This is a genomic window from Sodalis-like endosymbiont of Proechinophthirus fluctus, assembly GCF_001602625.1.
Lineage (GTDB): Bacteria > Pseudomonadota > Gammaproteobacteria > Enterobacterales > Enterobacteriaceae.
On sequence record NZ_LECR01000039.1, the window covers coordinates 20,169 to 46,123 of the forward strand.

The 25,955-nt window shown below is 40.5% G+C and carries 11 protein-coding genes, 4 tRNA genes and 4 pseudogenes; 11 read left to right on the plus strand and 8 right to left on the minus strand.

What is annotated here, in order from left to right; translation table 11 throughout:
• Window positions 1-111: 111 nt before the first annotated feature.
• Together BG74_RS19530 and BG74_RS12950 are read right to left on the minus strand one after the other, a co-directional pair.
• Window positions 112-186 (minus strand): Hha/YmoA family nucleoid-associated regulatory protein, encoded by a 75-nt coding sequence (locus BG74_RS19530; RefSeq protein WP_369678505.1) that lies wholly within the window; start codon window positions 184-186, stop codon window positions 112-114.
• 1,130 nt (window positions 187-1,316) lie between these two features.
• A pseudogene (locus tag BG74_RS12950) lies at window positions 1,317-1,626 on the minus strand (NADPH-dependent FMN reductase family protein); the annotation flags it as partial.
• A 1,646-nt stretch (window positions 1,627-3,272) separates the two neighbouring features.
• Between BG74_RS12950 and BG74_RS04145 the strand changes: the two are divergent.
• A tRNA-Lys gene (locus BG74_RS04145) sits at window positions 3,273-3,348 on the plus strand.
• Window positions 3,349-7,788: 4,440 nt separating this feature from the next.
• On the opposite strand, the gene BG74_RS12955 is transcribed toward BG74_RS04145, so the two are convergent.
• Window positions 7,789-7,962 carry a hypothetical protein gene (locus BG74_RS12955; RefSeq protein WP_187202597.1) on the minus strand — a complete coding sequence of 58 codons (174 nt, stop codon included), beginning with the start codon at window positions 7,960-7,962 and terminating at the stop codon, window positions 7,789-7,791.
• Window positions 7,963-8,374: 412 nt separating this feature from the next.
• Window positions 8,375-8,590, minus strand: a complete 216-nt coding sequence (locus tag BG74_RS10615) for a GhoT/OrtT family toxin (protein WP_073961067.1) — start codon at window positions 8,588-8,590, stop codon at window positions 8,375-8,377.
• A 1,417-nt stretch (window positions 8,591-10,007) separates the two neighbouring features.
• On the opposite strand from BG74_RS10615, the gene BG74_RS12960 reads away from it, so the two are divergent.
• Entirely contained in the window at window positions 10,008-10,151 is a 144-nt protein-coding gene (locus BG74_RS12960) for a hypothetical protein (protein ID WP_187202599.1), read from the plus strand.
• A gap of 763 nt (window positions 10,152-10,914) precedes the next feature.
• Here the strand turns inward: BG74_RS12960 and BG74_RS10620 are convergent.
• Window positions 10,915-11,257 (minus strand): annotated as a pseudogene (locus BG74_RS10620) (GlpM family protein).
• Window positions 11,258-11,380: 123 nt separating this feature from the next.
• Window positions 11,381-11,500 (minus strand): DUF2594 family protein, encoded by a 120-nt coding sequence (locus BG74_RS19190; RefSeq protein ID WP_439895659.1) that lies wholly within the window; start codon window positions 11,498-11,500, stop codon window positions 11,381-11,383.
• A gap of 663 nt (window positions 11,501-12,163) precedes the next feature.
• On the opposite strand from BG74_RS19190, the pseudogene uvrY reads away from it, so the two are divergent.
• The 7 genes and pseudogenes from uvrY to BG74_RS19540 all read left to right on the plus strand — a co-directional run.
• Window positions 12,164-12,833, plus strand: a pseudogene (uvrY, locus tag BG74_RS04160) (UvrY/SirA/GacA family response regulator transcription factor).
• A complete protein-coding gene (gene uvrC, locus BG74_RS04165) occupies window positions 12,826-14,658 on the plus strand; it encodes an excinuclease ABC subunit UvrC (RefSeq protein WP_066596806.1) in 1,833 nt (610 codons plus the stop codon). The pseudogene uvrY and the gene uvrC overlap by 8 nt, the downstream one beginning before the upstream one ends.
• A 58-nt stretch (window positions 14,659-14,716) precedes the next feature.
• Window positions 14,717-15,265 carry a CDP-diacylglycerol--glycerol-3-phosphate 3-phosphatidyltransferase gene (pgsA, locus tag BG74_RS04170; RefSeq protein ID WP_066596807.1) on the plus strand — a complete coding sequence of 183 codons (549 nt, stop codon included), beginning with the start codon at window positions 14,717-14,719 and terminating at the stop codon, window positions 15,263-15,265.
• A gap of 139 nt (window positions 15,266-15,404) precedes the next feature.
• Window positions 15,405-15,479, plus strand: a tRNA-Gly gene (locus BG74_RS04175).
• An 802-nt stretch (window positions 15,480-16,281) separates the two neighbouring features.
• Window positions 16,282-16,356, plus strand: a tRNA-Cys gene (locus BG74_RS04180).
• A gap of 16 nt (window positions 16,357-16,372) precedes the next feature.
• A tRNA-Leu gene (locus BG74_RS04185) sits at window positions 16,373-16,455 on the plus strand.
• A 6,640-nt stretch (window positions 16,456-23,095) separates the two neighbouring features.
• A pseudogene (locus BG74_RS19540) lies at window positions 23,096-23,149 on the plus strand (hypothetical protein); the annotation flags it as partial.
• A gap of 418 nt (window positions 23,150-23,567) precedes the next feature.
• Here BG74_RS19540 and BG74_RS04195 read toward each other — a convergent pair.
• Together BG74_RS04195 and BG74_RS04200 are read right to left on the minus strand one after the other, a co-directional pair.
• On the minus strand, window positions 23,568-23,750 hold the full coding sequence (locus BG74_RS04195; protein WP_244267272.1) for a YciI family protein: 183 nt from the start codon (window positions 23,748-23,750) through the stop codon (window positions 23,568-23,570).
• 363 nt (window positions 23,751-24,113) lie between these two features.
• Window positions 24,114-25,190: a L,D-transpeptidase family protein gene (locus BG74_RS04200; protein ID WP_073961069.1), complete on the minus strand. Its 1,077-nt coding sequence runs from the start codon at window positions 25,188-25,190 to the stop codon at window positions 24,114-24,116.
• A gap of 322 nt (window positions 25,191-25,512) precedes the next feature.
• Between BG74_RS04200 and BG74_RS12970 the strand changes: the two genes are divergently transcribed.
• Together BG74_RS12970 and BG74_RS19545 are read left to right on the plus strand one after the other, a co-directional pair.
• Entirely contained in the window at window positions 25,513-25,776 is a 264-nt protein-coding gene (locus tag BG74_RS12970) for a hypothetical protein (RefSeq protein ID WP_187202601.1), read from the plus strand.
• 105 nt (window positions 25,777-25,881) lie between these two features.
• On the plus strand, window positions 25,882-25,955 hold a 74-nt coding region (locus tag BG74_RS19545; protein ID WP_369678506.1), incomplete at its 3' end, for a hypothetical protein.

Genomic DNA, 25,955 nt, shown 5'->3' on the forward strand with positions numbered 1-25,955 from the left:
ATTCCTAGATTCCTAGGTGTTGTAAAAGCGGCTCTGGTGCACAATTATCGTACAAATTGCCACACGCCTGACGGTTACTTTGTCGTAAAGTTTACCTATCGTCAACTCTACTCAGCGGTGATCGATAGTACCATAAAATTCAACCAATTTCCCGGTAGTCAACTTATCTTTCATATGCTCGATCACCTTTCTAAAGTATCAATGTTACTACAGCGCCGGAGTTACATCAAAAAACCGACTTTACCCATAAACATGGGATTATTCCTCCACCAATATGTTAATGAACTTACTTAAAATAAATATTTGCTAAATAACAGTACATTATCGATCTGCAAAACCTTGCACTATGGTGTGCGGGGTTTGTTAATAAACCTATTACCAATTACTGGAGGATATAACAGCGACTACTGAAGTAATAAATTAAAATATAATAATAATTATTATTATTAATAATATTTTTAAAAATTTAAAGTTGATACATTTATTCATATTCCTTATTAAGTCTTTCAAAACTGGTAATATCATAATAGTTATGATAGAAAAAAATATTAAAAAATAAATATTATAATTAATTATTATTAATATATTCTTATAAAGAAAAAATTTTCTGTGGAAAATATAATAATAGTTTTAAAAATAGTAAAAATTTGCTTAACAGGTTTTAACAGCACGAGAGAAAAAGGAAGATGCCGATAGAAACGAGAAAGGAAAACGGTTTTAGACGGCCTCTATTTGCTAATTTCCATATTTGATAATTATGAAATAATTATCTATTTAAATATCATTTTTTGTCAAAAACTCTCTATTACTGAGCGTATTTACCACAGGTAGCGGGCTGTCGGATATAGTGCTGACCGACGCGACAGGGTGACAATATTACTCAGTGGAAGATAAATGGTTATGTTATTAACCTATTACATGCTATTTCATAGCTGCGAAAAATGGGAGATTAAAAATCAACCCCGGCGTGATGTAAATGAGCATCATATGTTTTTGCGTTCCGCTGTTTCCTAACCCAGGAATAACTTATTTTGTCGGTGCTGAAAAAGGAAATTTGCATCGCCTCATAGCTATTTTCTCCTAAATTCTCTGCAATAGAGCTTCGTCGTCATTATTGGCCACTTCAAAAATATCGAACGCGATTTCTATTGAAGTCTGGTGGATGTTCTGCCTATACCTTCACGTCTGAAGCTATTATTAACCTCGCAATGTTATGAAGTCCATGTAGCAGCAACTTAAGAGATATCATTACTAACTGTAGACGAAATATGTATTTTGGGGCGCCTGCCAAGGAAGTATTTGTTGCCTGGTGACCTTTAATTCTTCATTTTCAGCCCAATACCTGCGACATATTGTCCTTGATAGCGGGATTATAGCCAATTCCTCATTGGACGGCTAGTATGAACCGTCACCCCCGGCTAGTATAGATGCGCCATAAGGAGTGGAGTCCCGCCACGCACATGGCCAATATCGAATAACTCTTTGGCTGCATAGCCGATGGGAACCAGGATGAATCCATGATGCGCCAGCATTGTTCAGGTAGAGGTGATGGTATGTTCTTTCTCCCCTCCGCCGGTACTGTAGAGGTAAGATACTACCTATTTTACCGTAAAGGTAATTGTTAGCGCATGAATAACGGCCCTCATTGAAATAGAGTTCTATCCAGTATTAGGTGATGGTATTATAAAATTATTGTAGTGCATTAGCATTTATAACTTTAATTAAATTTAATTGAAGTTTTCCTGAATAATTTATTTTAGGTGTGTAGCCTATGCAAGGATAATGCAACTGATATAGCTGGGATGACAGTGTTCTACCGCCCCGAAGAGAAACGGCCTAACGCGCGAAGGTTTATGCTCATAGTGAGCTGACATTACCTGTGAAAACTAAGATAGTGAGAAATATAGCGGGTGCGGTAGGGTCAGCCGCCATCAACATTGACACTAGAGGTCATTAAGCCTTTCTTTAATATACTATCTGATGACAGTTTACCGTTATTGCTCCTCTTGCTGAAGCTATGGCTCATTATCCACTGTAATTCTCGATTCATAACAGTGTTAAATTCGCTTATACTTAAGCCACCGGAACCATAAGAAACACTTTGAAAATTAATAAGCAAGGACGATGGGAAATACAATATTTTTGTAACGTCTCAGAACTAAAATAATCTGTCTTCGCGGTCTACTGTAGCAAATTTTAAGAAATATGCTTTCCTTAAATTAAATCTTAGTCTTTATCTGACTGATTTTTATACTCTAGTAGTACGAACACAGATTCTATTTATTCTCACATCATCCTATTTTAAAATATTATCTATCAGTTGATATAGGTTACGTTAAATATTAGACACTAAACAATCTAACGTAAAACCTGTCTGAGAAATTACAACTATCAATGAATACGCTACATTTTATTGTGTTTAAAAAAGGAACACTAAGAATCAATGGCGAAAAATATAGTATACCACTCAATTATCTTGTGGAGTCAGAGGACAGCACGCGAATAGATGACTAGCATAAAGAGGAATGTATTATTTTCACCTGTTATCGAGCTCATCTAATTTTTCTGCAACAGGATGTTATCATTCAGGCGGCCAAGTTCCAGCAAGAGAATTTAAAAAAATAAAATTATAAAAATTCTACTTAATAAAATTACGATTGATTATTTATAAGGCCTACTTGTCATGGACAGTACTCTCTCGGCCTGGTTTCTTTATCTTTATTGTCTCGGTATTGATAAGATCTATTTTAGCTAGTTACTCTGCAGGTTTATCGTATTAAATATCAGTCACACGCTATTCGATTTTTCTAGCAACATTATCTCTGAAAATATCCTGTGTCTCTCTATGCTCGAGAACTAGGCATCTCAACCTATAAATTGAATACTATATTTAGCAAGCGTTATAGCCTATCGAAAAAAGCGGTTGACTCAACAGCGCTTCAAAAAGGATATGCGTTGTTATTGACTACTACAATGCTGGTGTCTGAGAGATAGCCATACAGTGTGGTTCAATAATCACTCCTATTTTAGTATAATATTTCTCCGTCCTTTCAAAACCAACACTCGTCTGCATTTCGCGAGTGAGCTAGATATTCCTAATTACTATTGGTGAAATTTTCGCCAAATAGCTCAGGGCGAAATGTTAATAATATGTTACAAATGATTAATATTCAACCAGGATTCAATCAATGAAACGTTCGTGACTATTTTTTGCTGCAACTGATATGAAGTATTTGACATCGGCTCTCATTAAGAGAATAATTTGCGACGTTGGGTCGTTAGCTCAGTTGGTAGAGCAGTTGACTCTTAATCAATTGGTCGTAGGTTCGAGCCCTACACGACCCACCAACAAGAACAGCTTGCTGTCCATCTATCTATGTTTTCTATCTATATTCTTTTCTCTTGCGGCCTATTTTGGTCTTGGTTATTTACTGCTCTCCCTATTTTCTTTGCCTGTTCACAGAAATGTGTTTAGTACTGAATGAGCATATCCCCTCACCATTCTCATAGGCTTCTGCTCCCCTCTAGAAAAACCTAGATTAGGAAAAATAGAGTATTCCTTCCCTGCTGCTCAAGTATCAATGAAAATTAGCTTTGCCGATCAAAGATCTGAACGCCGCGCATAAAGAAAGCACAGTAACCACCACTCTGGTTAGCTGATTTCCATAACGATTTACTGACCTATGGATAGCCTTGCTTTTCAGGTGATGAATGACGTTAGCCGTGAGAGGCTCTATCCAGTGACATTGCTTTTAACCTAATACCAAAGTAAGTTGTCCGAATCTTCGATTGTATCATGTTATATAGATTGCCCGATGAAAATCGGGAGGGAGAAAGGCCCAAAAGTGACTTTTTTAGCGCAGGTATAAAGGAAGGGGTCACAGCTTGATCTAGTATACAAAAGTAAGGCCAAGAGACTAGACTATGTCAGTGGGTCTCCTTGGTTATCTTTAGGGCAAATGCTATCGATAGGGTAAGAGGACAGGCATGGGTCAACGGCCATTTCACTTATATTGGCAATAAGGTAAATCTAAAAAGTAGAAATGGAAATGCTGCTGCCGGAACATTTTAGAATACTATAAAAGAATCTACTAAGCACATATTACTGATTAAGAAATAAATTTTAGCTACGATAATGTGATAGTAGCCTCATTTACGTCATACTAGTAGTAGGGAAAGTAATGCCTATATTTTCAGCAGATATTTCCATATATATATGGATATAAAAATAGTTACTGTGTTATGGTTTTTACAAAAAAGTTAAAAAATATCACTATTTCAACCGGTCGATTTCTGGGACATCGCTATAACAAAAGCCAGAGAAATAAACCATAAGCTTTATATTGACGGCTTGCGAGTTATAGAGGTAATATCATTTTTAATATATTATTACTTTCCTATATTATTCAGAAGAGGATATATAGGTATTGATATATTTTATCACATCCGGTTTTTTGATAACATCGATCGTCCTAAAGATATAATAAAAGGAGAATTCTCCATATCATCTTTCCATAAAAATGGAGAGGATTTATCCCGCACTGATATTTATTTTTCTTAGCGTAGTTTTCTTATCCTAGTTTTTATCTTCAATAACAGAATTTGCCATTGCATTAAAACATTTTATTTTCTCTAGCCTACTCAAGGAAATCTTCACTCTCTGGAGTGAAAATAGATATTTTATAACTCCTATATATTTAAACCAACTCTGCACATATGTAGCCTCCATGGAAAGGAACAATTATACAAATTTTATCTATTGTTTGTTTTTATTTTATTTTATTTTATTTTATTTTATTTGTAAATGAAATTAATGTAAAAATATTTTTACATTATTTCTTAATTTATTAAGAATATTTATGATATTTATCATAATCTCGCTTCTTCCAATTATTCATATTTTTGGCGCTTATGAAAATTAATAGTGGGAAGCCTTTTTTCTATTCCCTATAGCAATAGAATAAAACTATCCTGATATTAAAGAAAGTAATAATATATCATTAACATGTTTAATGCTTGTATTTTTTCTTTTTTCTGATATGTTTACAAAACATTTCCATGACTTTGCGACGATCAACATTATATTTTTTCGGCCCTGTTTATTCTCTATGGAGAGGGTATCATAGTCGATAAAATTCTTTCCCTGAAATCATTAGTAATTATCGGTCTAATCAGCTATCCATTATATTTAGTACACTGGCAGTTAATGAGATTTTCTTTAATTATTAAAGGTCATTCCTCTGTGAAATCTAACACACTTTGTCTAATTATTTTCCTGATGCTGGCATGCATCATCTATTCGATAACGGAGAGGATTATTACCAAAAATAATTGACGATTTCTTATTGCTTATCATCAACAATGATTATTATTCCATCCTCTATTTATTACTTATTAGTTTTAACTCAATGAACAATGAGATTAATATTCCAACGGAAATGAGTATACTTTTCTAAAAAGTAACTATAATAAATTTGGACTGACGGAGTTTTTTACAATGCAACCGGTGTTTATACACTAATTCCATCGGAGAAAAATTATTTAGTTAACTCGCATATAGAAAATTAGCTAGAAGCGTTTTATGGGTAATCTTAGATATGGAAAACCATCCTGAAATTATTATTTCTGCTAGGAGATGATGTATTCCTGTTTCTAACATCTATATGGATGATAAAATAATAAATAATTTTTGGAATATGCGAAGATCGGACCTAGAGATAATCAGTATCAAAGAAAATATTAAGAACGTGGTGTTAGGTTGTGTCTGATATATGTACTTTTATAGCAGGAATGATTTTCTATTTCATGACATAGGTGAGAAGTATTCAATTAATGATTTAAAAAGATGTGATCTTGCTGCTACTAGTATAATAAAGATAATAAAAGAGCTTACTATAAGAGAAAAAATGTGTTTTTTATTAAGGGCGCACCGTATATATTATATATTCCTGGAAATGCATCGATCGATGCTGCAGTAACTTGTGTCTTATAATTAAAAAATTATATTTTAAAAAAGAATAAGAATAGTCCGATTTCTTGTAATTGATGACTGGAAAAGAAAAGCTCTAGGCGACAAAATTATAGTTATTTTTAATAACGTCTATTCTGCTGGGAAGTGTAAATTGATAGATAATGGCGAATATATATGTGCTGATACAGGTCACTTCAATCACTCCTAGTTAAGGAAAAATAAAAACATTCTCGCTGATATCACTTTTTAAGAAAAATTCCCTGCCCACTAGAGCGAATAATTCTTAATATCAGAGATGTGTAGCGATTTATAATTATGTTATAATTTCTGTTATAATGCATTAACTTTCCGACGACGTAATCGTTATTTCTCGGCGCGACTTAAATCGCTCGCACTAAACTCCGAATATCAGGGCGGCAAGGCGTGAGATCTTGCTCGAAAACGGGATGAGGCAGTGCTCTCGAATGCAGGGGACGATTTTGCCAAAATCATTATACACATACAGTGCAGTAACATTGCATCGTTAGAAAAAGATAAAGGATAAACGTACAACGTTTAGCGTCGATTGGTGTGGATCTTCCTCCTAAAGCACGGCTAAGGATGCCCAGGACTCATAGGCAATCTCTGCAGAGAACATCTCGGTAAGAAAAAGTCATTCATAGCTTTTGCCCCTCGGTGCCGAGTTTTCACTAGAAAAATTTACGCCGGAGCGCAGTAGCTTTTGGGTATGTAGCGATTATGACTGGAATGATAAGAGTAGGTTTCTCAGTGCGCTGAGAGAGTTTATACCGAGTTTGCCAAGACGGTATTCAATATTTTTTTGACGACACTTAGGGATAAATATAGACTATTGGCTATTTTCTTTTCATCCATCCGATGCAGCATATAGAATATAATATCTAGTTCTTTTTCATTAAAAGTATTATCTGGTGTATCAAGCGTGATCACCGAGGGAGAAAGGTCGTTAAAGAAATCACATAGATGAATGAATGCAGAATTTTTCTGATAAAACATTATCCATATGACGTTTCCATCTTTATTATAAAGAGGGAATTTAGGCGTGTAAAAGGGGCCAGGTGTCTCTGTCTCCATTTCAGCAGAAATAGGAGGTAATAATTGTCTCCGTGCCCTCTCTACTGGCTTCCAACTTTCTATCCTATGTTTTGATCTCTTCGGAAAATTTAGAGAAGAGATGAGGTAATTTTTTATCTTTGCGGCTTTTAAAATAGAAATCTACCGGTAGATTAAGAAATTAAAAGTCCGCGTTATTCATATAGACTATCCTTGATTCTGAATATTTTATCGCCCAAGAAATGGAAGAGTTCTCCATGATGGCGATGATGAATATTCTAATTATAAAATCAATATTTAAAATGTTTTCCGATGACGGATTACTTTAATCCATGATTATTAATCATGGATTAAAGTAATATGTTTCGCATCCTAATTCTCCTTACGGGAATTAAAATCACACATATTATAATGTGGGTAAAGAGTATTTTACCCTCGATAATAAATCTGGATTTTTGGGAATAATAATAATCTACTTATAAAAATCCATCAGGCAGATCGAGGTAAGGATGATAATTTATCCGCATTCGTAACATTACGAGTGCAACCAAGGGAACATCATATCAATATCATAGGAGTTTTTCGCAATATGAAATTATTGCGTATGCATAGCGTCAAGTAAATAGTGTCGCCTTAATGGTAAGAAACGAGGCGCTGAGTTGTTGTAAACAATGATTCCTCGAAAATTAGGTATATCATCCTATTATCTAAGGAAACTAGGAGGACATTAATAAATATATCAATAACTAGAGCGCCAGCATCAAAATCAGTAAGATGCTCAATTTATGTTGGTAAACCCATTTTTGTATGATATATCCGGAAATTTTCCGTCTGACGGCTGCGTCGTTTCCTGGATCGAAATGCTGGCTTACCTGCCAGGCGAAGCGTTCGTTAGCGCGGTCGCCTCCTGCAAGATCCATAGTCTTTGTGATCATTTGCCCAAGTCTTTAGCCGCCGACCTCGTTTGTCCTGACATCGGCTTTCAATGACGGTATAAAACATTTATCTCTGCGCAGTGATTATTTTAGAATTCCCCTTCAAAGCTTAATTTTGCACAGATACGATGGCTAAGTCACGCACGGGGATGTTCAATCATAGGCTAAATGCAGACACGGCACGGCGATGGGCAATAGGTGGATTTTGCCGATGTAATGCATTACATGAAAATAGATATGATTTTTATTGTCATTTATTATTGAATCATAATCCTCTTAAATGGTACAAATAGCTATCCCCCATTGTAGAGATAAAACCGCCATCTAGTAAGTTCCAGAGAGAAGCGTAGGGTAGGGGCAGCTTGTTGAGAACGCTAAAGTGCTGTCTTTTTTCATTTCAGAGATATGTGGGATATGACTCCGATCGAATCATCCCTGCAGTAATATTCATTTTTTCTATTACGTGACTTTTCATGGCCATTCTATAGCAGGATAAAATGAGCACCATTGGAAAGTTGAGCGGACAGGTTAAACCTATCAGTTCTACGCACAGTAGACGAATCCCGAGAGACGGGTCACGGCTGAAAAAAGTTAAAAATGCAGTAACTGGCACGGCACTAACCTGAGAGGTAGTTTGACACAATGAGTTGCCATGTTGTCAATGTATCTATATTCTCTTTTCCTTTCTGACCGAATCCCTAGTATAATCGGATTTCAGTCTTAACTGAGGCTACGCATGAACCTATCGGTAGCATAAGCCACTTCATTAGCCGCCGACCTCGTGTTTAAGGGAGGTGGCTGTAGACGGCCAATTATCGGCGAAACGGGATGGTCACCTGTTCACCAAGGATAGCCAGTATCAGCATGAGACAGGGTTAGCAAATCTACTCTCCTAGTACGCTGCCGAAATAAACATCATAGGCGTGGTTTGTCGAACACAATCATTTGTAGTACCCGCACTCAGTGGACCCTAATTTAATGTCTTGACTTTCTCTTGTATCCTAGGATGTTAAAAATACTTCTACCTCTGACAAAGCAAATAATATCGGTGCTGAAACATGATGAATAGCTAATGAGAAGACAAAATGGGATCGACAGCACAATGACAAGTTTATATCTTTCATGCCTGCCAACTGCAGCATTGATCAAAATTTAGAATTAATACGTCCTTTTTTGTATAAAAAATAATTAAATTTCTGATATGTTATGCACTATAAGTTAATATTATTTCGCATCTCAAAAATGAGAATGTAGCGTTTATTAGCCCTATCTGAGCGCTATATTTCCGCGTAACGTCATGCTTTGATTATCGGAGATAGCATTAGAGTACTAAGGTTAAGTTTGCCGGCGAGTTCCAGCGAACATAGCGGAGAAGTGCAGACTTCACATGCTAGACAGCAAGACGTGAAATAAATCAACATTCTATTTTTATTGATCATTCACTGACAGTAATACATTATCTCCGCAAACTGAAAAAATATCTACTGCAAGATAATAAATCTATATTAAAAATTTTTAAATTTATTGATATAGTCAGAATGATTCTTAGTAGGTCTAGTTATAAATAAAGATACATTGAACTATTTAAAATGGAAACCTGTCCAATAGATTTTTTGGGGAGTGATTGCGTATGCTGGTACGCCTACTACTTTTAAGGTGGCACTATGAAAGAAGAAAACGCTCGGATTATTCATAATAATATATTTGAGGGGGAATTGTCTACCTCAAAGGTTGAATGCAGGTGCTCTGGTGTCAACACCTCTCTTCTACAATCGCATTTTACCTGTTCGCAGGTGGATATCCTCAATTGAAGTGTCGAATCTCATCATTTTTAGATTTTTATCTGTGGGCATATCATCTGAGCCACGAGGTAAACGTTTTTTAATTTCTCATTACACGGCAGTGATTTAAATGATCATTTTTTGTTGACCATTATGTTGGAATGGGCATATAGGGTAACCTAGAACGACTTGCTTTATCCCTTGAGTCTGAAGATATTCTACTATGTCGTCATCCCGCATTAGCTAATAATGGAAATTGTCGATACTGCTTCGTTGTATAGCAAAGTTATTCTCCTCGGAGAATTACTCAATAAACTTATAGCCAGCCATGTTCATCAACTTATGGAGTACAGTATTGATATCACTGCCACCGAGGCAAGCAGCATCGCCTAACTGGTTATTGATTTTTAATAAGCGCCATCAAAATCTCAGTCAGTTTTGGCCAGACGATGATTGCGGATACTCAGCTATTAGTGATTAGTCGCATCTGCCAGTACATTAATTAGCATTTATAATTTCCCGGTTTGACCGAGGAACTTATGCTTATAGGATAGTAGTATGGCTTATCCTATTCATCATTATACCGGTTATTTGAGCCCTATGGTGGCGTGGCCGACCATATCCGAAAAAACGCCTCATAGCGACGATGCGTATGCTATTTCACCCGCCCTATGTCCGCTTTGGCGCATTGTTTAGATTGCCTATTATTTTAAAGCCGGCCGCGTTTAATAGCCTATTTATCACGACTATTGGGATCACACTTTCACAGGAGCGTAAACAGCGTCAGAATATATTGGCGTTGGAAGTGATGGAAGAATCATAGGTCGTGTGGTTACGCTTGCGATATCGCGGCCAGCATTACCTTCAAGGTTGTAGACGGCGAGCCGCACGCAGCCGCAGGAAATTAAACTGCTGCACAGGCATGGTATTCAACATTTTGTGGATTTCCGTGCGGTATAGGTTCTGGGGTTCGCATCGCTGTGGACGATGAATCGGCGTATCCGGTTAATGATAAACTAACAAACGCGATTAAAGATAATTATCCCGATGTTTTTCATTTTTGTCTCCAGAGAATAGTACGCTGAATATAGTTCGTTTCCACAAAAGTTCGCGAAATTCACCTATTGGCGCCGCACCGCCCCACATTTAAGTTAGTCTATACTATACCCCAGCGCTGCCAAAAGATAATCAATAGCCACGCGGCGAGTTGTCCCTCGTATACCACGGCGCTAGACAGTGCCATCGGCAGGCACATAGCGCCAACAAACTCATAAAAAGATATCAGGTAGACTAGATAGGGAGTGACGGCCAAAATATAAAAAGAATCGTCATGCGCAGCCTTTCTCTGCTGCGTTCGGAACCGACAATATAATGGGCTGGAAGCGCAAATATGGGAAAAAGAGGCAACAGCTCGGCAATATAGTAGTACGGGTTTTGGATAGCGACTCAATTAGCACTACCACTAATGCGCGCAGCAGGACTTTGAACAGCAGCGTCATGGCAATAAAAGAAGTCGGGGAACTGTGGTAGGAGCCCACCACAGTCCCACTGGGATAGGTAAGCAGATAAACGATCGCGAAGACCGTTTGAGCCATCTTGGTCCCGAGGCGCTAGAGGCGTCTTTATTGATAATAGTCGTGGGTTATCTTTTTTATAGTACTGGTAAATATCTCTTGCTGTTCGGAATCATCAGGCTGACTGATGTATTTCTCCATTTTTATTATGACCTTGCTTGCCGGCATCGGCTTGCTTAAACAGCGGCAACATCATCGCCTTCATGTAGTTGATCTCTTGTGCAAGTACCGCGCAGTTTCACTATCGGTGGTAAATTAAACGTTGACCATTATTGTACCTATTATCAGCAATCATTAAGACAGTGGCACTGTGCTTGGCGAACCGCTACGCGTCGGCGGATACTATGTGCACTGATTATAATAGGATTTTTTATACAGTTAGCTAATGTCAATCATTTATCTCAGGCAAATTGCGGCAGGTTAAAAAACGCCACTCTTACCCAGATGTTCAGTCTTCATCAAGGCATGGCGGATTAATAATATATTATATTAAATTATATTTAATAATATAATTATTATGAACTACTTTTTAAGTAAATTACACAGGGTTTTATTCATTTTTTAAGCAGCTTATGTTGCGCGATAGATGTGCAGATGTTGTGACAAAAGAGGGGGAAATAGGCAATTCCCGACGGCTACGCGAATATTGGTGAAATCTCCTTGCAGTGCAATAACCTATCTGTCTAAAATGAGCATGTGCAGATAACACTGCTGAATTTTTCCAGTATAAGCGAGTAATCATTTTTCTTTATTTACTTAAAAGATGCAATATTAAGTCTTAAATGTCAGATTCGCTTTACCCTTACTCTCTATTTTTTAGAGAATTTATCTTTGATAAGCGTTCTTCTTGTTGATGACCACGAATTAGTGCGCGCAGGAGATACGACGCATTCTTGAAGATATTAAAGGCTTCAAAGTCGTTTGAGAGGACACTGTGGCGAAGATGCGGTAAAGTGGTGCTGCAATAATTGCGTCAACGTCGTGTTAATGGATATGAATATGCCTGGCATTGGCGCGGGTTTGGAGGCTACGCGCAAAATCGTGTGATTCTCGCCGGATATCAAAATTATCATGCTGACCATTTACACAGAAAATCCGTTATCTGCTAGAGTAATGCAGGCCAGGGCTACAGGGTACCTGAGCAAAGCTACTGCTCCACACGAGGTTATCTGTGCCATTCGCGCGGTGAATTCTGGTAAACGCTACATCTCGTCTAATATTGCCCAGCAGATAGACCTGAGTCGGCTGGAACCGCAGGTGGAAAAACCCTTTGAATGTTTGTCGGAACGGGAACTCCAAATTATGCTGATGATTACCCGCGGGAAAAAGGTCATCGATATTTATGAGCAGCTCAAACTGAGCCCTAAAACCGTTAATAGCTATAGCTATCGTTACCGGATATTTAGTAAACTAAACATCAGCAGTGATGTAGAATTAACCCATCTAGCCAGCCATCCGCCACGGGTTGTTCAGTGAGGATATTTTATTAAGTAGTGACTAACAGTTTTAATGCCAAACAATTTCTAAGCACCGTGACCAGCCAGCCTGGCGTTTATAGCATGTATGATGCATCCGGTACGGTGATTTATGTCGGCAAAGCTAAGGATCTGAAAAAGCGCCTGACAAGCTATTTTCGTGCCCAGATTGCTAGCTGCAAGACCGAAGCGCTGGTGAAAAGTATTCATCATATTGATGTGACTATCACCCATACGGAAACCGAAGCGCTGCTGCTTGAGCATAACTACATTAAGCTGTATCAGCCACGCTATAACGTATTGCTGCGCGATGATAAATCCTATCCCTTCATTTTCCTCAGTAGCGATGCGCATCCCCGCATTACATCCCATCGTGGGGCCAAGCATGCGAAAGGGGATTATTTCGGGCCGTTTCCCAATAGTTATGCGGTAAAGGAAGCGCTGGCCCTGTTGCAGAAGCTGTTTCCCATTCGCCAATGCGAGGACAGCGTGTATCGCAACCGTTCACGCCCGTGCCTGCAGTATCAAATAGGTCGCTGTCTGGGACCTTGTGTACACGGGCTCGTCAGTGATGAGGAATATCAGCAGCAGGTGGAATATGTGCGCTTGTTCCTATCAGGCAAAGATCATCAGGTGCTTAATCAGCTTGTAAAGCGGATGGAATTGGCCAGCCGCGCGCTGAACTTTGAGGATGCGTCGCGCGCGCGCGATCAGATCCAAGCAGTGCGCTGCGTAACGGAAAAACAGTTTGTTTTCGGCAACCGAAAAGATCTGGACATCATCGGCGTGTCGTTTAACGCTGGTATGGCCTGCATCCATGTTCTGTTTATCCGCCAGGGGAAAGTTTTGGGTAGCCGCAGCTATTTTCCAGAAGTACCGGCCGGTACGGAACTGGCGGAGGTGGTGAAGACATTTGTCGGCCAATTCTATCTGCAGGGCAGTCATATGCGCTCGCTGCCAGGAGAAATTCTATTGGATTTCACGCTGCCTGAAAAAACGCTGCTGGTGGCGTCACTGAGCGAGCAGGCGGGCAGGAAAATTCAGATCCAGACGCAGCCTCGCGGCGACCGCGCCCGCTATCTAAAGCTGGCTCGCACTAATGCCGCGACAGCGCTGGTGACTAAACTGTCGCAACAGTCGACGGTACGTCAACGTTTAGCTGCTCTGGCAGAGCTATTGGGTATCGAGCAGGTCAACTGGATGGAATGTTTTGACATCAGCCATATGATGGGGGAACAGACCATCGCTTCCTGCGTCGTCTTTGACGAAAATGGTCCGGTGCGCGCCGAATATCGCCGCTATAATATTGAAGGCATAACCCCCGGAGATGATTATGCTGCCATGGATCAGGTCCTGCGCCGCCGTTATAGTAAGGCGCTCGAAGAAAAGAAAATCCCTGACGTGGTGATTATCGATGGTGGTAAAGGTCAATTGGGTGTGGCTAAAGAAGTGTTTGAGGAGTTGAAAGTACCCTGGGACAAATCGCGTGTATTGTTACTCGGCGTGGCAAAAGGCGTAGACCGCAAGGCCGGCCTTGAAACGCTATTTTTGGAACCACATGGCGAAGGAATAGTGCTGCCGCCGGATTCGCCGGCCCTGCATGTGATTCAGTATATCCGCGATGATTCGCACAATCATGCCATTACTGGCCATCGCAATAAACGTGCTAAGGTAAAAAATACCAGCGCGCTAGAATTGATTAAGGGTGTCGGGTCGCGGCGTCGACAGTCGCTGCTGAAATACATGGGTGGCCTGCAGTCGTTACGCAATGCCAGCGTGGAGGAAATTGCCCAAGTGCCGGGTATTTCAGGCTCCTTGGCAGAAAAAATATTTAATGCGTTGAAACACTAGCGGCAATGTAGCAACATAATTGTTATTTCCACTCCGGCCAGATAGTTAACAAAGCACTATGCAACTGAATATACCGACTTGGCTTACCATGTTCCGTGTCGTCATGATACCGTTCTTTGTTCTGGCCTTTTATCTGCCTTTCCAATGGGCGCCGTTGAGTTGCACGCTCATTTTTGTCCTGGCGGCGGTGACGGATTGGTTTGACGGTTTCCTAGCCCGTCGTTGGAAACAAACGACCCGATTTGGTGCATTTCTCGATCCCGTCGCGGATAAAGTGATGGTCGCCACAGCACTGGTGCTGGTGGCTGAACATTTTCATTCTTGGTGGATAACACTGCCAGCGGCGACTATGATTGCCCGTGAAATCATTATTTCTGCATTACGTGAGTGGATGGCGGAGATAGGCAAACGTAGCAGCGTCGCGGTTTCCTGGATCGGTAAAGTAAAAACTACCGCGCAAATGCTGGCATTGGTGACGCTGCTGTGTCGCCCGGACGACGTCGTATCGGCGATAGGTATCGCCTCGCTGTATGTAGCTGCAGTGCTGACTTTCTGGTCAATGTTCCAATATCTCTATGCCGCCCGACACGATTTGTTCAAGCAGTGAGAGAAGCATTGTAAAAAACAGCAAACGTGTCGGCGATGACTATTTTTGTATTGACTTATATAGTGAGGTCAGTAAAATTAGTCGAAAGCAGCCGTGGTTATTCGTTAATAGGTTTATTAACCAGTTTATTGATGGTCACGCGGGAATAGCTCAGTGGTAGAGCACAACCTTGCCAAGGTTGGGGTCGCGAGTTCGATCCTCGTTTCCCGCTCCAAATTCCAGCTAGTCGGTTGTAGTTCATTCATCAGATGATGCTAAAAGGAATCACGCGGGTCCTTTTTGTTGTTGCTCGCGCTACTTTTTCTCCAGGATGCAACCTGGGTTGCAGCTTCCCGTTTACACTCTGCCTATCAGACCCTATGCTTCTGCATCACAATAACCTCCTGGTGTCTCACGGTGATCCTGCACATGGTAAGGCGTTCATCGGGCGGAGAGCGCCATTTCTGAGATGCTAATGGTGAGAGAGAGGGGGGAGATGACCGGCGGTGATATCTATCACATTAAATTTGAATAGAATATTACTATGCCGCAAGCGTTGGCTGTTTAGGAGATAATATCTAGCACCTGGCATTGGCGTGACTGTCTTAGCGAGGAGGCGGCTGCGACTAGTTTCTCTGATGAAGAGAGGTTCATCCAGCTAAATATATGCGGTGTTGGCAAGCAACTGTCCCTTATCAGCAGCTTTCATTCATATGAAGGGGAGGAAATGTCTTGCGGCTAGGCCAGCGGCCGAAGAGCATTGTTGTAGCAATCTCCCTATCCTTTAATGGGTTGTCCGCAGGAAGGAAAAAAGCCCGCAATTTTTTATTGTGGTGTCCGGTTAGCTGTGATGTAACTATCTAAATTTCTCGTGCCAAAAAAAGCTTGCCATCGCTGCTCAGGCAAGCCATAATTGCGGGCCGTTCCGAAAAATCGTAATAAACGAATTTTTTATGATTAGCTGGTTGCACATGGTGTGGTGATTCAGTAGTTCGCTGATAAAGCCCGTTGCAGGACGAAGACAAGCGACGAGATTAGGCGCGTTGGCAGAGGCGGCCATGCGGCGGATTGCAAATCCGTTCACCTCGGTTCAACTCCGGGACGCGCCTCCAGTTTCGATTTCCCGATACCCGGGTGGTGGAATCGGTAGACACAAGGGATTTAAAATCCCTCAGCCTTTGGTTGTGCGAGTTCAAGTCTCGTCCCGGGTATACCATTTCGACAAGGTTAATGAAAGTAATAAGTCATACTAAAATTTGTACACCGGCTCTGTGCAGTTTTTTCTTCTCGAAATCGGCAAATAGCAGCAGGATATACGAGAATAGTTGTCGACAGGATAGGATTTATATTTAATTGCACAATTAAAATTTATCCTACTCAGGTAGGACAGCTATACGTTATCTGAGCAAATGCAAACTATCATCGTAGCTCACCTGTCAGTATGAGATGCAAGTATTGTTGAGTTTGTTAGCCCCACATACCTGCTGTCGCGGCAGGATGCTAGCATTTTTACACTCGATTTATAGTGCTTGACAGTGCTTTTTTATAAAGGTTGGTGATGGTGAATAGATTGAGTGAATTACACTTATCCCAAGCCATACCTATCCCGAGTCCAGCAAAGTATACCCACATAGGGGCAAGCCAGGGAAGAGGGAAGTTAGGCAGGGAGTTTCAACTGTAGAATTGGTATCTGCTGGGACACGATGTTAACCAAATAATTTTGGGATGCCAGAATACCTTTCCGCCTAGAATTTAGTATAGCTGAATCTGACGGGCATCTGTATAAGACATTATTTTCATACATGAATTTATCTGTGACGTTATATTTACGGTAAGAATATAAAAATTTTGTATAGCATACATCTTGTCTATATTGATTCATTCTGTGCTGTGCATGGCTAATCAGCATAACATCAAATCCAAATTTTTTCTGAATCTTAGACTATTTTACAACCCTTATATGGATTATGATCATTAAAAAGTATATATACCCAGAAACGACTTTATTTTGATAAAAATCAAAACTAACACGATTAAAAATAATCTCTATCATTTATTATTTTCTACGTGCGACTATCAGCCATAAATACTTCATTTTCACATTTCAAACATTAAAAATCTTAATAAGTTATTAACAATTGGTAAATGTTTTAATTTTAAACTTGCAATCTATCTTTCTAGGCCAGATATTTATATATATTTAGTTTCATGTTAATTTGAACATTTTTATCATAAGCGATTGATAGGGAGTTACTCATAAGCATCTTTGGCATCAATTAGCCAGTCGAATAGGGTTTTATGCATTCCTTCAGGAAGACGTTTCACATTTATAATAGATTTACCTTTTATGGGAATTTTAACAAATCTCGCTTCAAATAGATCTCTCCTTAATAATACATCGTCGATATCAAAATTAGGTTTGTTCAATACACTATCAATAACACTCTTCCATATCTTTGCCTAGCTAAAAATTAAATTTTTTATTTTAAATAACTTAAAAAATGAATTGTCAATTTCTCTGGTTTCTAGGATATAAGTCAATGAATAGATATTGCTAACAAATAGCGTATTTATCAAGCATCCCGTTGAATAATTTATCAATTTCTTCAGGGTTTATATCGTCAAAATCAGTAGGGTGTTAGCCTTTTCTTTCAAAAACTTCATCTACGCTTAGGCTTCTCCCTGATATAGGCGATGACTTTGACTAGCGACTTAAGATTGTTGGCAACGACCCATAGGCTCTCCCATTTGCGTAACGTCTTGTATGAAGCGAGAGAAAGTTGCTTTAGCATCGTGAATGTGCAACTTTTGCATAAAATTACCCTCTTGTACAGGTATGGATTAAAAATCTCAGGATAATAATAGTAGTCAAGTCAACCTTTGACCAGACCTTTACTTATAAATTAACTTTAGCATTTGCAATGCTTATAGGTAAAAAGCCACGATGTGCCCACAGTCTTTTATTCCAGAGGTTGACGTCCTTAGATCTAACGTGCCAATTTCTGAAAGCGCTTAAGCGTTTTTATCCACAAACAGATGACCTATTGGAACCGCTGCGCTGTAGTAATCCTGCCTACTTAAGTTTGTTTTGCTACCGGCCATAAGCCGGTGTATATCGCAGTGCGAAAGCATCAGGCCTGATATCTCCTTAACCCGTTCAGCTAGCCTTTGTTTCCGCCGTTGTATATCCCATTCCGGCGCCGGAGAATCATCGCTATAAGTCGTACAGTTGATGACAGAACGTCGTGGAAGATGCTGCCACGTCGCTAATATCAATGGCTAACTTCGGCACAATCTTTCACTGTTGAAAACAGATCAGGATTGGCAAGTCCTAACAGCATCTGTAGTGAAAAGGTAAAGGATACTAAGCACTTCCTCATCGTATTGATTAAGTACCTCGGCTGGCTAGTACCAGTTGCTTACCATAAGATTGGTACGCTTGACCAGCAGACCCGTCCTGGGCATTGACGTCGTTCCAACCCGAGGTGTTAGTCGCGTTGTGGCAGGTGGCAAATTGAACTCTCAGTTCATACGCGGTTTCGCTGTAATCCAGGCAGCGCAGCTGCCGTCAGACTGTGTCGAGGACACAGTCAATAAAATGAACTGAAGAATGCTCCCGCGTGATACTCATGCGGTGGCGCTCTATGCGCTTTCCATTAATGGTCTGCCGATTGCGTCGTCGGTTTCACCGTCTTAAACGTAGCTGTAGCTGTTTTTTCTGAGGTGTATATTGCAACATAACCTTTATCTCTCCCTTTTGCTGGAACTATTATGGCTTACACGTAGAGAATTTTGCTTTTTCGGGCTCGTCGTCGGTGCTGCAAAATTCTTCGCAGTTCGCCGTCATGACATAGTCATGCATGATTTCCCAAGTGATGTTATTTAGCACGAGCATAGGCCTAAATGCCATTGAGGTAGTACCAGGCATGCACTAAGTTACCTACCTATTGCAGTTACATTAGGCATAGGTTGCTTTTAAATATTTGAAGTTTGACCGATCTGGCGCGTATGCTTTTGTCAATTATACTTATAATACTTATATTTTTTCTATTTATACCCAGTAAAAAAACTGAACCGGGTTGTGCTACGCAGATGCAAATTGACGGTAGGATGGTCTTCCTCGCCGGCTGGCTGCAAACACTTTTGTATCTTTACATATATTATGCTTGTTTTTATAGGAAAATAGTGGAAATTACTTGAACCATCAATAAAGGATCCCGATCCTGTGATCTTTTTAAATATGATCAGGTAGGTTTTACCGATCTCGTAGGGTAATGCCATTTCATACTGTGGCGCCATTAGCTACAGTGAGGGTGTCGTTTACCTGGGTGACATTATTGATCTTCGTGGCAAGAACCGATAAATGATAAAGTTCGATAGGGATTTTATCGGTAGAAATATAGTCAGCGGAAATCATTTTTACGCTTCTTACAGGGTGACTAGAGAAAATGTGCCGACTCTATACCCGTCAGCCTATTTTTACTGCCAGCTTTGCAATCGGTATTGCTTTTCGGGTGCCCAAGAGCAAGGCAAGCGTCCTATCATGTCTATTATTATTGCTCAAGATCAGCAAGAAAGCGTTGCTAGGCTAATAGCTTTTCCCTGGTTATCGCGGCTATGGCATCAATTTACAGCGAATATGAGCTGTTGGGGGCTACTGGCGTTATTATGCCTTAGAGGCAGATGTTTTTCCACGGAGAAATATGCGATTCCTGCACAATAGGTTTTGTCGTTTGCGGAAAGTGCCAACGGCGTAGAGGATGACAAATATCATCTTTGGTAGTACGCCACCGTATGTTCCATAAACTCTATTATTACGATAATCAGAAGCAGGATATCTAATTTTATCCATAAATTATGGGAGTTCTAGGATTATATTTTGTTGATATAATTTAACCAGTTTTGTCATTCCTAATATTTTAATACCATAATATTATGGATAAGTCGGGAGGTAGATTTAGGAAAAAAGATTTTTTATTTTTATTCTTCAATTTGTGAAACATATTTCCGACAGTGGCAGGATAAATTTGATGTAAAGAACTTTGACGATATCTATCACAGGGAACAACAAGCAATCTTACACTAAGGGATAGTATAATATTTTCCATCATACTTCCCCTATAATAATATTGTGAGATTAGTCGATAATATTACGCCATCTTCTTCATCTAAAATTAGACTTTTACCAGCGGGGTTTGTCCTCCTTTTTATTAATTTGAAATAGGTAAAATTAGATGAGATTATATCTGCTATTCACAGGAAAAAACCTGATATCACTCAAGAATAACCAGTGAACTAACGTATGTATGTATCAATAAATTCATGCATTTTCGCCGTCACGATGGCATTGAACGGGTATTATACTAAAGTTGATGCTGCCTTAAGTCGGCAGCCGTCAGAGTTATTGGTTTCGCCACTACTCCGATCTATGTCTTAATGAATTAGTTTCAAATCTAATTTTATCTTAATATTCAATGGAATTGAGCAAACTCTATTGGCGAAATTTTAACTCTAGATTTATCACAGATATATTATGCTAGCACCGACAACAACGTTGACAATCGTGAAGTATTGGGAAGAAATTAATTTGTGCGATTCATATCATTTTAATATAAAAATTATTATAATCAATTTATACATGATCAAAATATGCGATCTTACACGCTACTTCGAACGGGAAAAACGCGTCTTACATCGGCTCACTTCAGTGAGCAATACGTTGCTCATGTCGGCAGAATCGATCGGGGAAACGTTATGTCGCAATTAATGCTGTGATAAGGATGTACTGCCAGAAAGTTGCCTAAAAGGCGTGCTTAATTTCAAGAATTGCAGTGGATAACCTTTGGTCTGCGGCAAGCGTCATAAGTAAATATATTGGGATGGGAAGGCGACATCGAGTAGTAGTGGGAAAACAAATTCATTATGAGGATAATATATGCACGTAATGTAGTCTGAGGCTTCATCCCGAAGCTAACGTAATGATACTTTATTTACCAGAAAAATTAAACTCCTATTTGAAAATTTTTTCTGCATGTAATTATTTAGCGAGGTGACGAGTCAATATTAATTGAGTTGCGACAGTGACTGCATGCTGATTTTTCTGTAGATGCCGGACAGACTGGATTCTAGCGCTTTTATCGACAGGAATAATCTTCCGCAATCTCTTTTTCTCTCAATCCCTGTTTGGCATAAAATAATATCTAATTTTCTCTTGGTAAAGGTGGCGTCATGTGATAACAAATGGTTTGATACTATCAGAAAAATTCTGATACGGAGAGTAATTTAAATTTTATGTAATAATAGTCTCCTAGTATTTTACTCAATATTTTATTGATAGAAAATTTATTAAAATAATAACTTTCCATAATGGATTGGTGACGATAATAAGATATCGTAACAATGTCTAATCTAAGATTTCTCTCTTCCTCCGCCCAATATTACTTCTGAAAATATGGCATGAGTTCCGACCAGGCGCAGGGGATTTTATTGTCATGGATCCCTTAGAAATTAAAGTAGATAGGGATATTCAAAATTAGATACTCGCTTGATTTGAATAGACGAACTTGGACTCTTCTTTTTTATTCCATAAGCAATTGCTACATTCCATTTTATAGTGATAAAAGGGAATGTGGTTCAAGGTATGTAAGGTTAAACTGCCAGAGATCAGATTATTTGAGACTATCTACCCATGGTTGTTATTCCCCTATTATGATGAATTGTCAGTTCATGAAAAAAATCTGGCCGGTGAATCAGAAAATTACATGATTCAATGGGAAAATAAATAGTAATTTATCCCAATAAACGGGAGTCTATCAACATAGGTACATAAATAAAAGCAATACTCGTATAGACATCTAATTAATTAATAATTACCAAGTTAATTGATAGGCTTGATGCGAGTGCTTTGACGTCACTAAGAACGCCAACCGCCGAGAAAGCGACACCAAGTAGCCGGCCGGTTGGGCCCTCACTTACCGAAGAGGAGTTACCGTGGAAATGATTCTGCGTCGTCGCTACCGCTTACCAATTTAGCTTTGCGGGTTTTGCTGCGAGTGGTCTAATGCCAACAATGATCTGTACCCTGAGGTGCGCACTTTTAATGGTGTTTATCACAGCAGCGGGCTGTGAACGGTCATTATCAATAATCCACGCTGCTGATAAACCATACTAGAAGCCTCTTTCGCGGCAGAACGAGTAGTGGGCACTTAACCTTGGAGAATCAATAAAACCATAATATTTATTATTTTTATGTTTATCTTTATTTAATAATTTTTAATTTTTTAAAAAATAAAATTATTTTATTTTTGATACGCCATAATATAATATTATATCGTTCATAATAGTTATTCACAAATCGGACGTAGCCTATTTTTAGCAATTTTTTAAGTGAGTATAAACCTGGTAAAATTTGGGATAAAATTCTGTTTTGTATAAAATTATTATTGATAATAATTATTAATTCGGCGGTGAAACTGAGTTTTCTGCAGCGTGTTTTGCGACCGACTCGCTATTGCGTCATGTGGCGTTGGCGCAAAATATGTTACTCCTGGAAATTTATCGCCCCTGTACTTTTTGCCGCATTGCCTCTTTACCGGTAGCAGCCCGCGCGTTCAAGCTATTTTTGAGTACTGTACTTTAATACAAACTCTGCGATACCTGCCGCTGCAGCAGGCGCCGCCGGCCTGTGTTAATGGCATCCCCCAGCTATGCGTGTTTTAGAGTGCAAGAGCAGTGAATGTTTCGAAATTAAACTGAGTATGAGCTGTTTTGAGTATGGGGTTGCATCCACGAAGATAAAAATCCCCTGGCGTCACTTACCCTTTCGATAATGACGTTCCAGAAAAGCAGACCGTGTTTATCGACGGACTACAGGGGGCGGCCAGCCGAAGCACGTCCCATAACGTTATCAAAGAGGCAACCAAAGCTTGTCATAGTTTATTTTCCAAGCGATTATTGGTTAGCGATGCTACAGACAGCTTATCAGTGGTGAGATAGCGGTGCCGCAGATTATCGCGGTCGGTGATAAAAGCCATGTTTTTCAAAGTGTGCGTTAATCCATCGACGATCTCCCAAGTAAAAACGCTCCGAGTATCGCAGGTGTTTTGCACTGCTGGAGGATATGCAAGCACAATTCGCTGCGTTTATTTATACCGCAGCGGCATAATCGAAAGGACTCTCCTCGGCGCGCGCGGGATGTTTTTACTGGTTGACTCAAAACGCCACTGTGCGCCCTGGATTGAGGGCGTTAAATTGCAAGTGTTGGCACTGGCTTTACAGCGTCATCAGCGCGGCTAATCTCTCGTCTGTCATGGTGGGAATAAACTCAGTTATGTTGTAATCTGCAACGGAAGGAATCTTTGGCCAAAATACGTTCTAATTCATCCCGCTTCATGTTACGAGCGGGAATGATGCCGACGGTGCGGGGGATCTTACGGCTAGCGGCGATGGAAATACCTTCGGAAAAATAATTCTTCAGCCAGTTTGTATGATATTCCTGTAAGGTCATCAATTGGGGTATAGGCTGTTTATAGCGAAACTTAATAAAAACATGGATCACTCCAAATCAAAAGAATCTCGCAAGCATATCGCGTCTCGAGACTGTTAAGACAAACATTTTGTGTCGGAGCAGGGACGCTGGAGCTCGGGAACACATGTTTTTCGAGTGATGCTTTAGTTTGTGGAGCAGGGGATAGAGCTTAAGGGATAGATGTTCAGATGCGCGTTTCTCCTGCCCTGACACGAAGCACCTGAGGCAGCGTTGCCACCAGGGAGATCTCGTCGCCCGGCCGTGGTGGTAGACAATGTTTTGCGGTTATTGAACCTCTTGACCGTCAGTGTTAACCGACGACAGCAGCCGTAGCCTGGTTGATTATAGTGCGGCACCGGTGTCACTTTGGGCAGGCGTGATATTATCCACCAGTACCGCGGCACCATGTTGTTTTTGATCGATGTCGGGACCATCAGTGATGGTACGTTCATCAACCGGATGCACCTGTACCGTCGCATTTTGGCCGTTGTCGCCTTGGGCAGTGATGTTCTCCGGCATGCCGGAACGACGCTGCAGCATCTGATCGACCGTAACTTGATAAATGCCAGGATCCACCAGAACATGACTGACGTTGACCGGCAGGTTAATCGGCACTGGCTCGTTCGAGTTAAATTGTTCCTCGGTGGACGAAAGTGGGTTATGCACTTCCAGATAACGCGAACCATCCGGTTCAATCGTGGCTTTTACCGGTTCATTGATAAACTGAACGCGGGTGCCAACCGGCACATGATCAAACAGATATTTAATATCGTCGGTGCGCAAACGTACGCAGCCGTGGCTGACGCGCAAACCGATGCCGAAGTTGGCATTGGTGCCATGAACCGCATACAGGTTGCCTACATACAGAGCATAGAGACCCATCGGGTTATCTGGGCCCGCTGGGAAAACTTCTGGCAGTGTTTCACCACGCGCGGCGTATTCCGCGCGCATGGCTTTGGTTGGCGTCCAGGTGGGGCCGTCTTTCTTGTGTTGCACCGAGGTCACCCAGTTAGAAGGGGTGTCTTTACCCAGCTCACCAATACCGATTGGCAGTACGATGACAGTCTTAGTGTCTTTGGGGTAGTAATACAGACGCATTTCGGCACTATTGATCACGATGCCTTCATGCGGAGTGTCCGGCAAAATCAACTGCTGTGGAATGATCATTTTGGTGCCAGGAGCTGGAAGATAGACATCCACACCCGGATTGGCTTCGAGCATATTGCTGAGCCCCATTTGGAACTGAGCGGCAAAATATTCAAGTGGGAGTTTATTCCCTTCGGGAACGGTGATTTGCAGGTTTTCCCCTACCAGGCGGCTTTTGCCTTCCGGTAATGGATAGATAACGGCGAAAACGGACTGACTGTAAACAGCCATTGCCAATACCATGCTACAGAACGCACGAATTTTCATTTTCATAAAGTGTCGGTGTAATCGCCTTATCAGGCAGCCAATTAGTGTTTACCCAGCATAATGTTGCCGCAGGTGCATTACAAGTGCTCGATTTACATAATAGAAAGAATAATAGAATAGTTGTAACAGAAACGATAACGCTTTGCTCAGAGTATACGCGAATCAACGTATGCTACAATAATCTATGAGGGTAAATGAGTCAAAAAAGAGTGATAATGGAATGTATCGATTGCGATCGCATGCTGGTGGCGGTGCTGGAGATTAGGAGTTTTTCCGCCACCGCTCGTCTTGGCACCAGCCTGGCATCAGCAGTGGCCAGGCGTCGAAAATGATTTCATGCCCTGAAGCTTATTTGGGCGTGCAACTTATCAAACGCACTACCTGTGTATTTTTGTCCCCCACTGAGGTTAGACAATTATATTATCACTGTATCAAAATCCTGCTCAATGAGCTGGACGACGCGCTAGACGACTCGGTGCGCCGCGCTGCTGATGCAGCGTCAGGGCTGTCTACGACTGACTTCATCCATTTCTTCCAGCGCCTGGCAGCTGGAGCTGGGGCCGGTATTTGTGGATTTCTCCCACTGATATGATATCCCGCTATTATTCTCGACGTCGATTTTTCGGATCAGATGGTGAATATGGTCGATAATGATTAAGACATCGCCCTGCATGTCGGTCGGCTAGACGATACCAGTCTGGTTGCCCGTAAGCTTTGTGATGTGCGCATCGTGCTGGCGGCCTCTCCGGACTATTTGTTACGCTGTGGCGA

Coding starts and splice junctions, on each gene's coding strand:
- pgsA (WP_066596807.1), top strand. CDS start 14,717: ATGCAACTGAATATACCGACTTGGCTTACCATGTTCCGTGTCGTCATG.
- BG74_RS12970 (WP_187202601.1), top strand. CDS start 25,513: ATGATTTCATGCCCTGAAGCTTATTTGGGCGTGCAACTTATCAAACGC.
- BG74_RS04195 (WP_244267272.1), bottom strand. CDS start 23,750: ATGACCTTACAGGAATATCATACAAACTGGCTGAAGAATTATTTTTCC.
- BG74_RS04200 (WP_073961069.1), bottom strand. CDS start 25,190: ATGAAAATGAAAATTCGTGCGTTCTGTAGCATGGTATTGGCAATGGCT.
- BG74_RS19190 (WP_439895659.1), bottom strand. CDS start 11,500: ATGCCGGCAAGCAAGGTCATAATAAAAATGGAGAAATACATCAGTCAG.
- BG74_RS12960 (WP_187202599.1), top strand. CDS start 10,008: ATGGAAATTGTCGATACTGCTTCGTTGTATAGCAAAGTTATTCTCCTC.
- BG74_RS12955 (WP_187202597.1), bottom strand. CDS start 7,962: ATGGATCTTGCAGGAGGCGACCGCGCTAACGAACGCTTCGCCTGGCAG.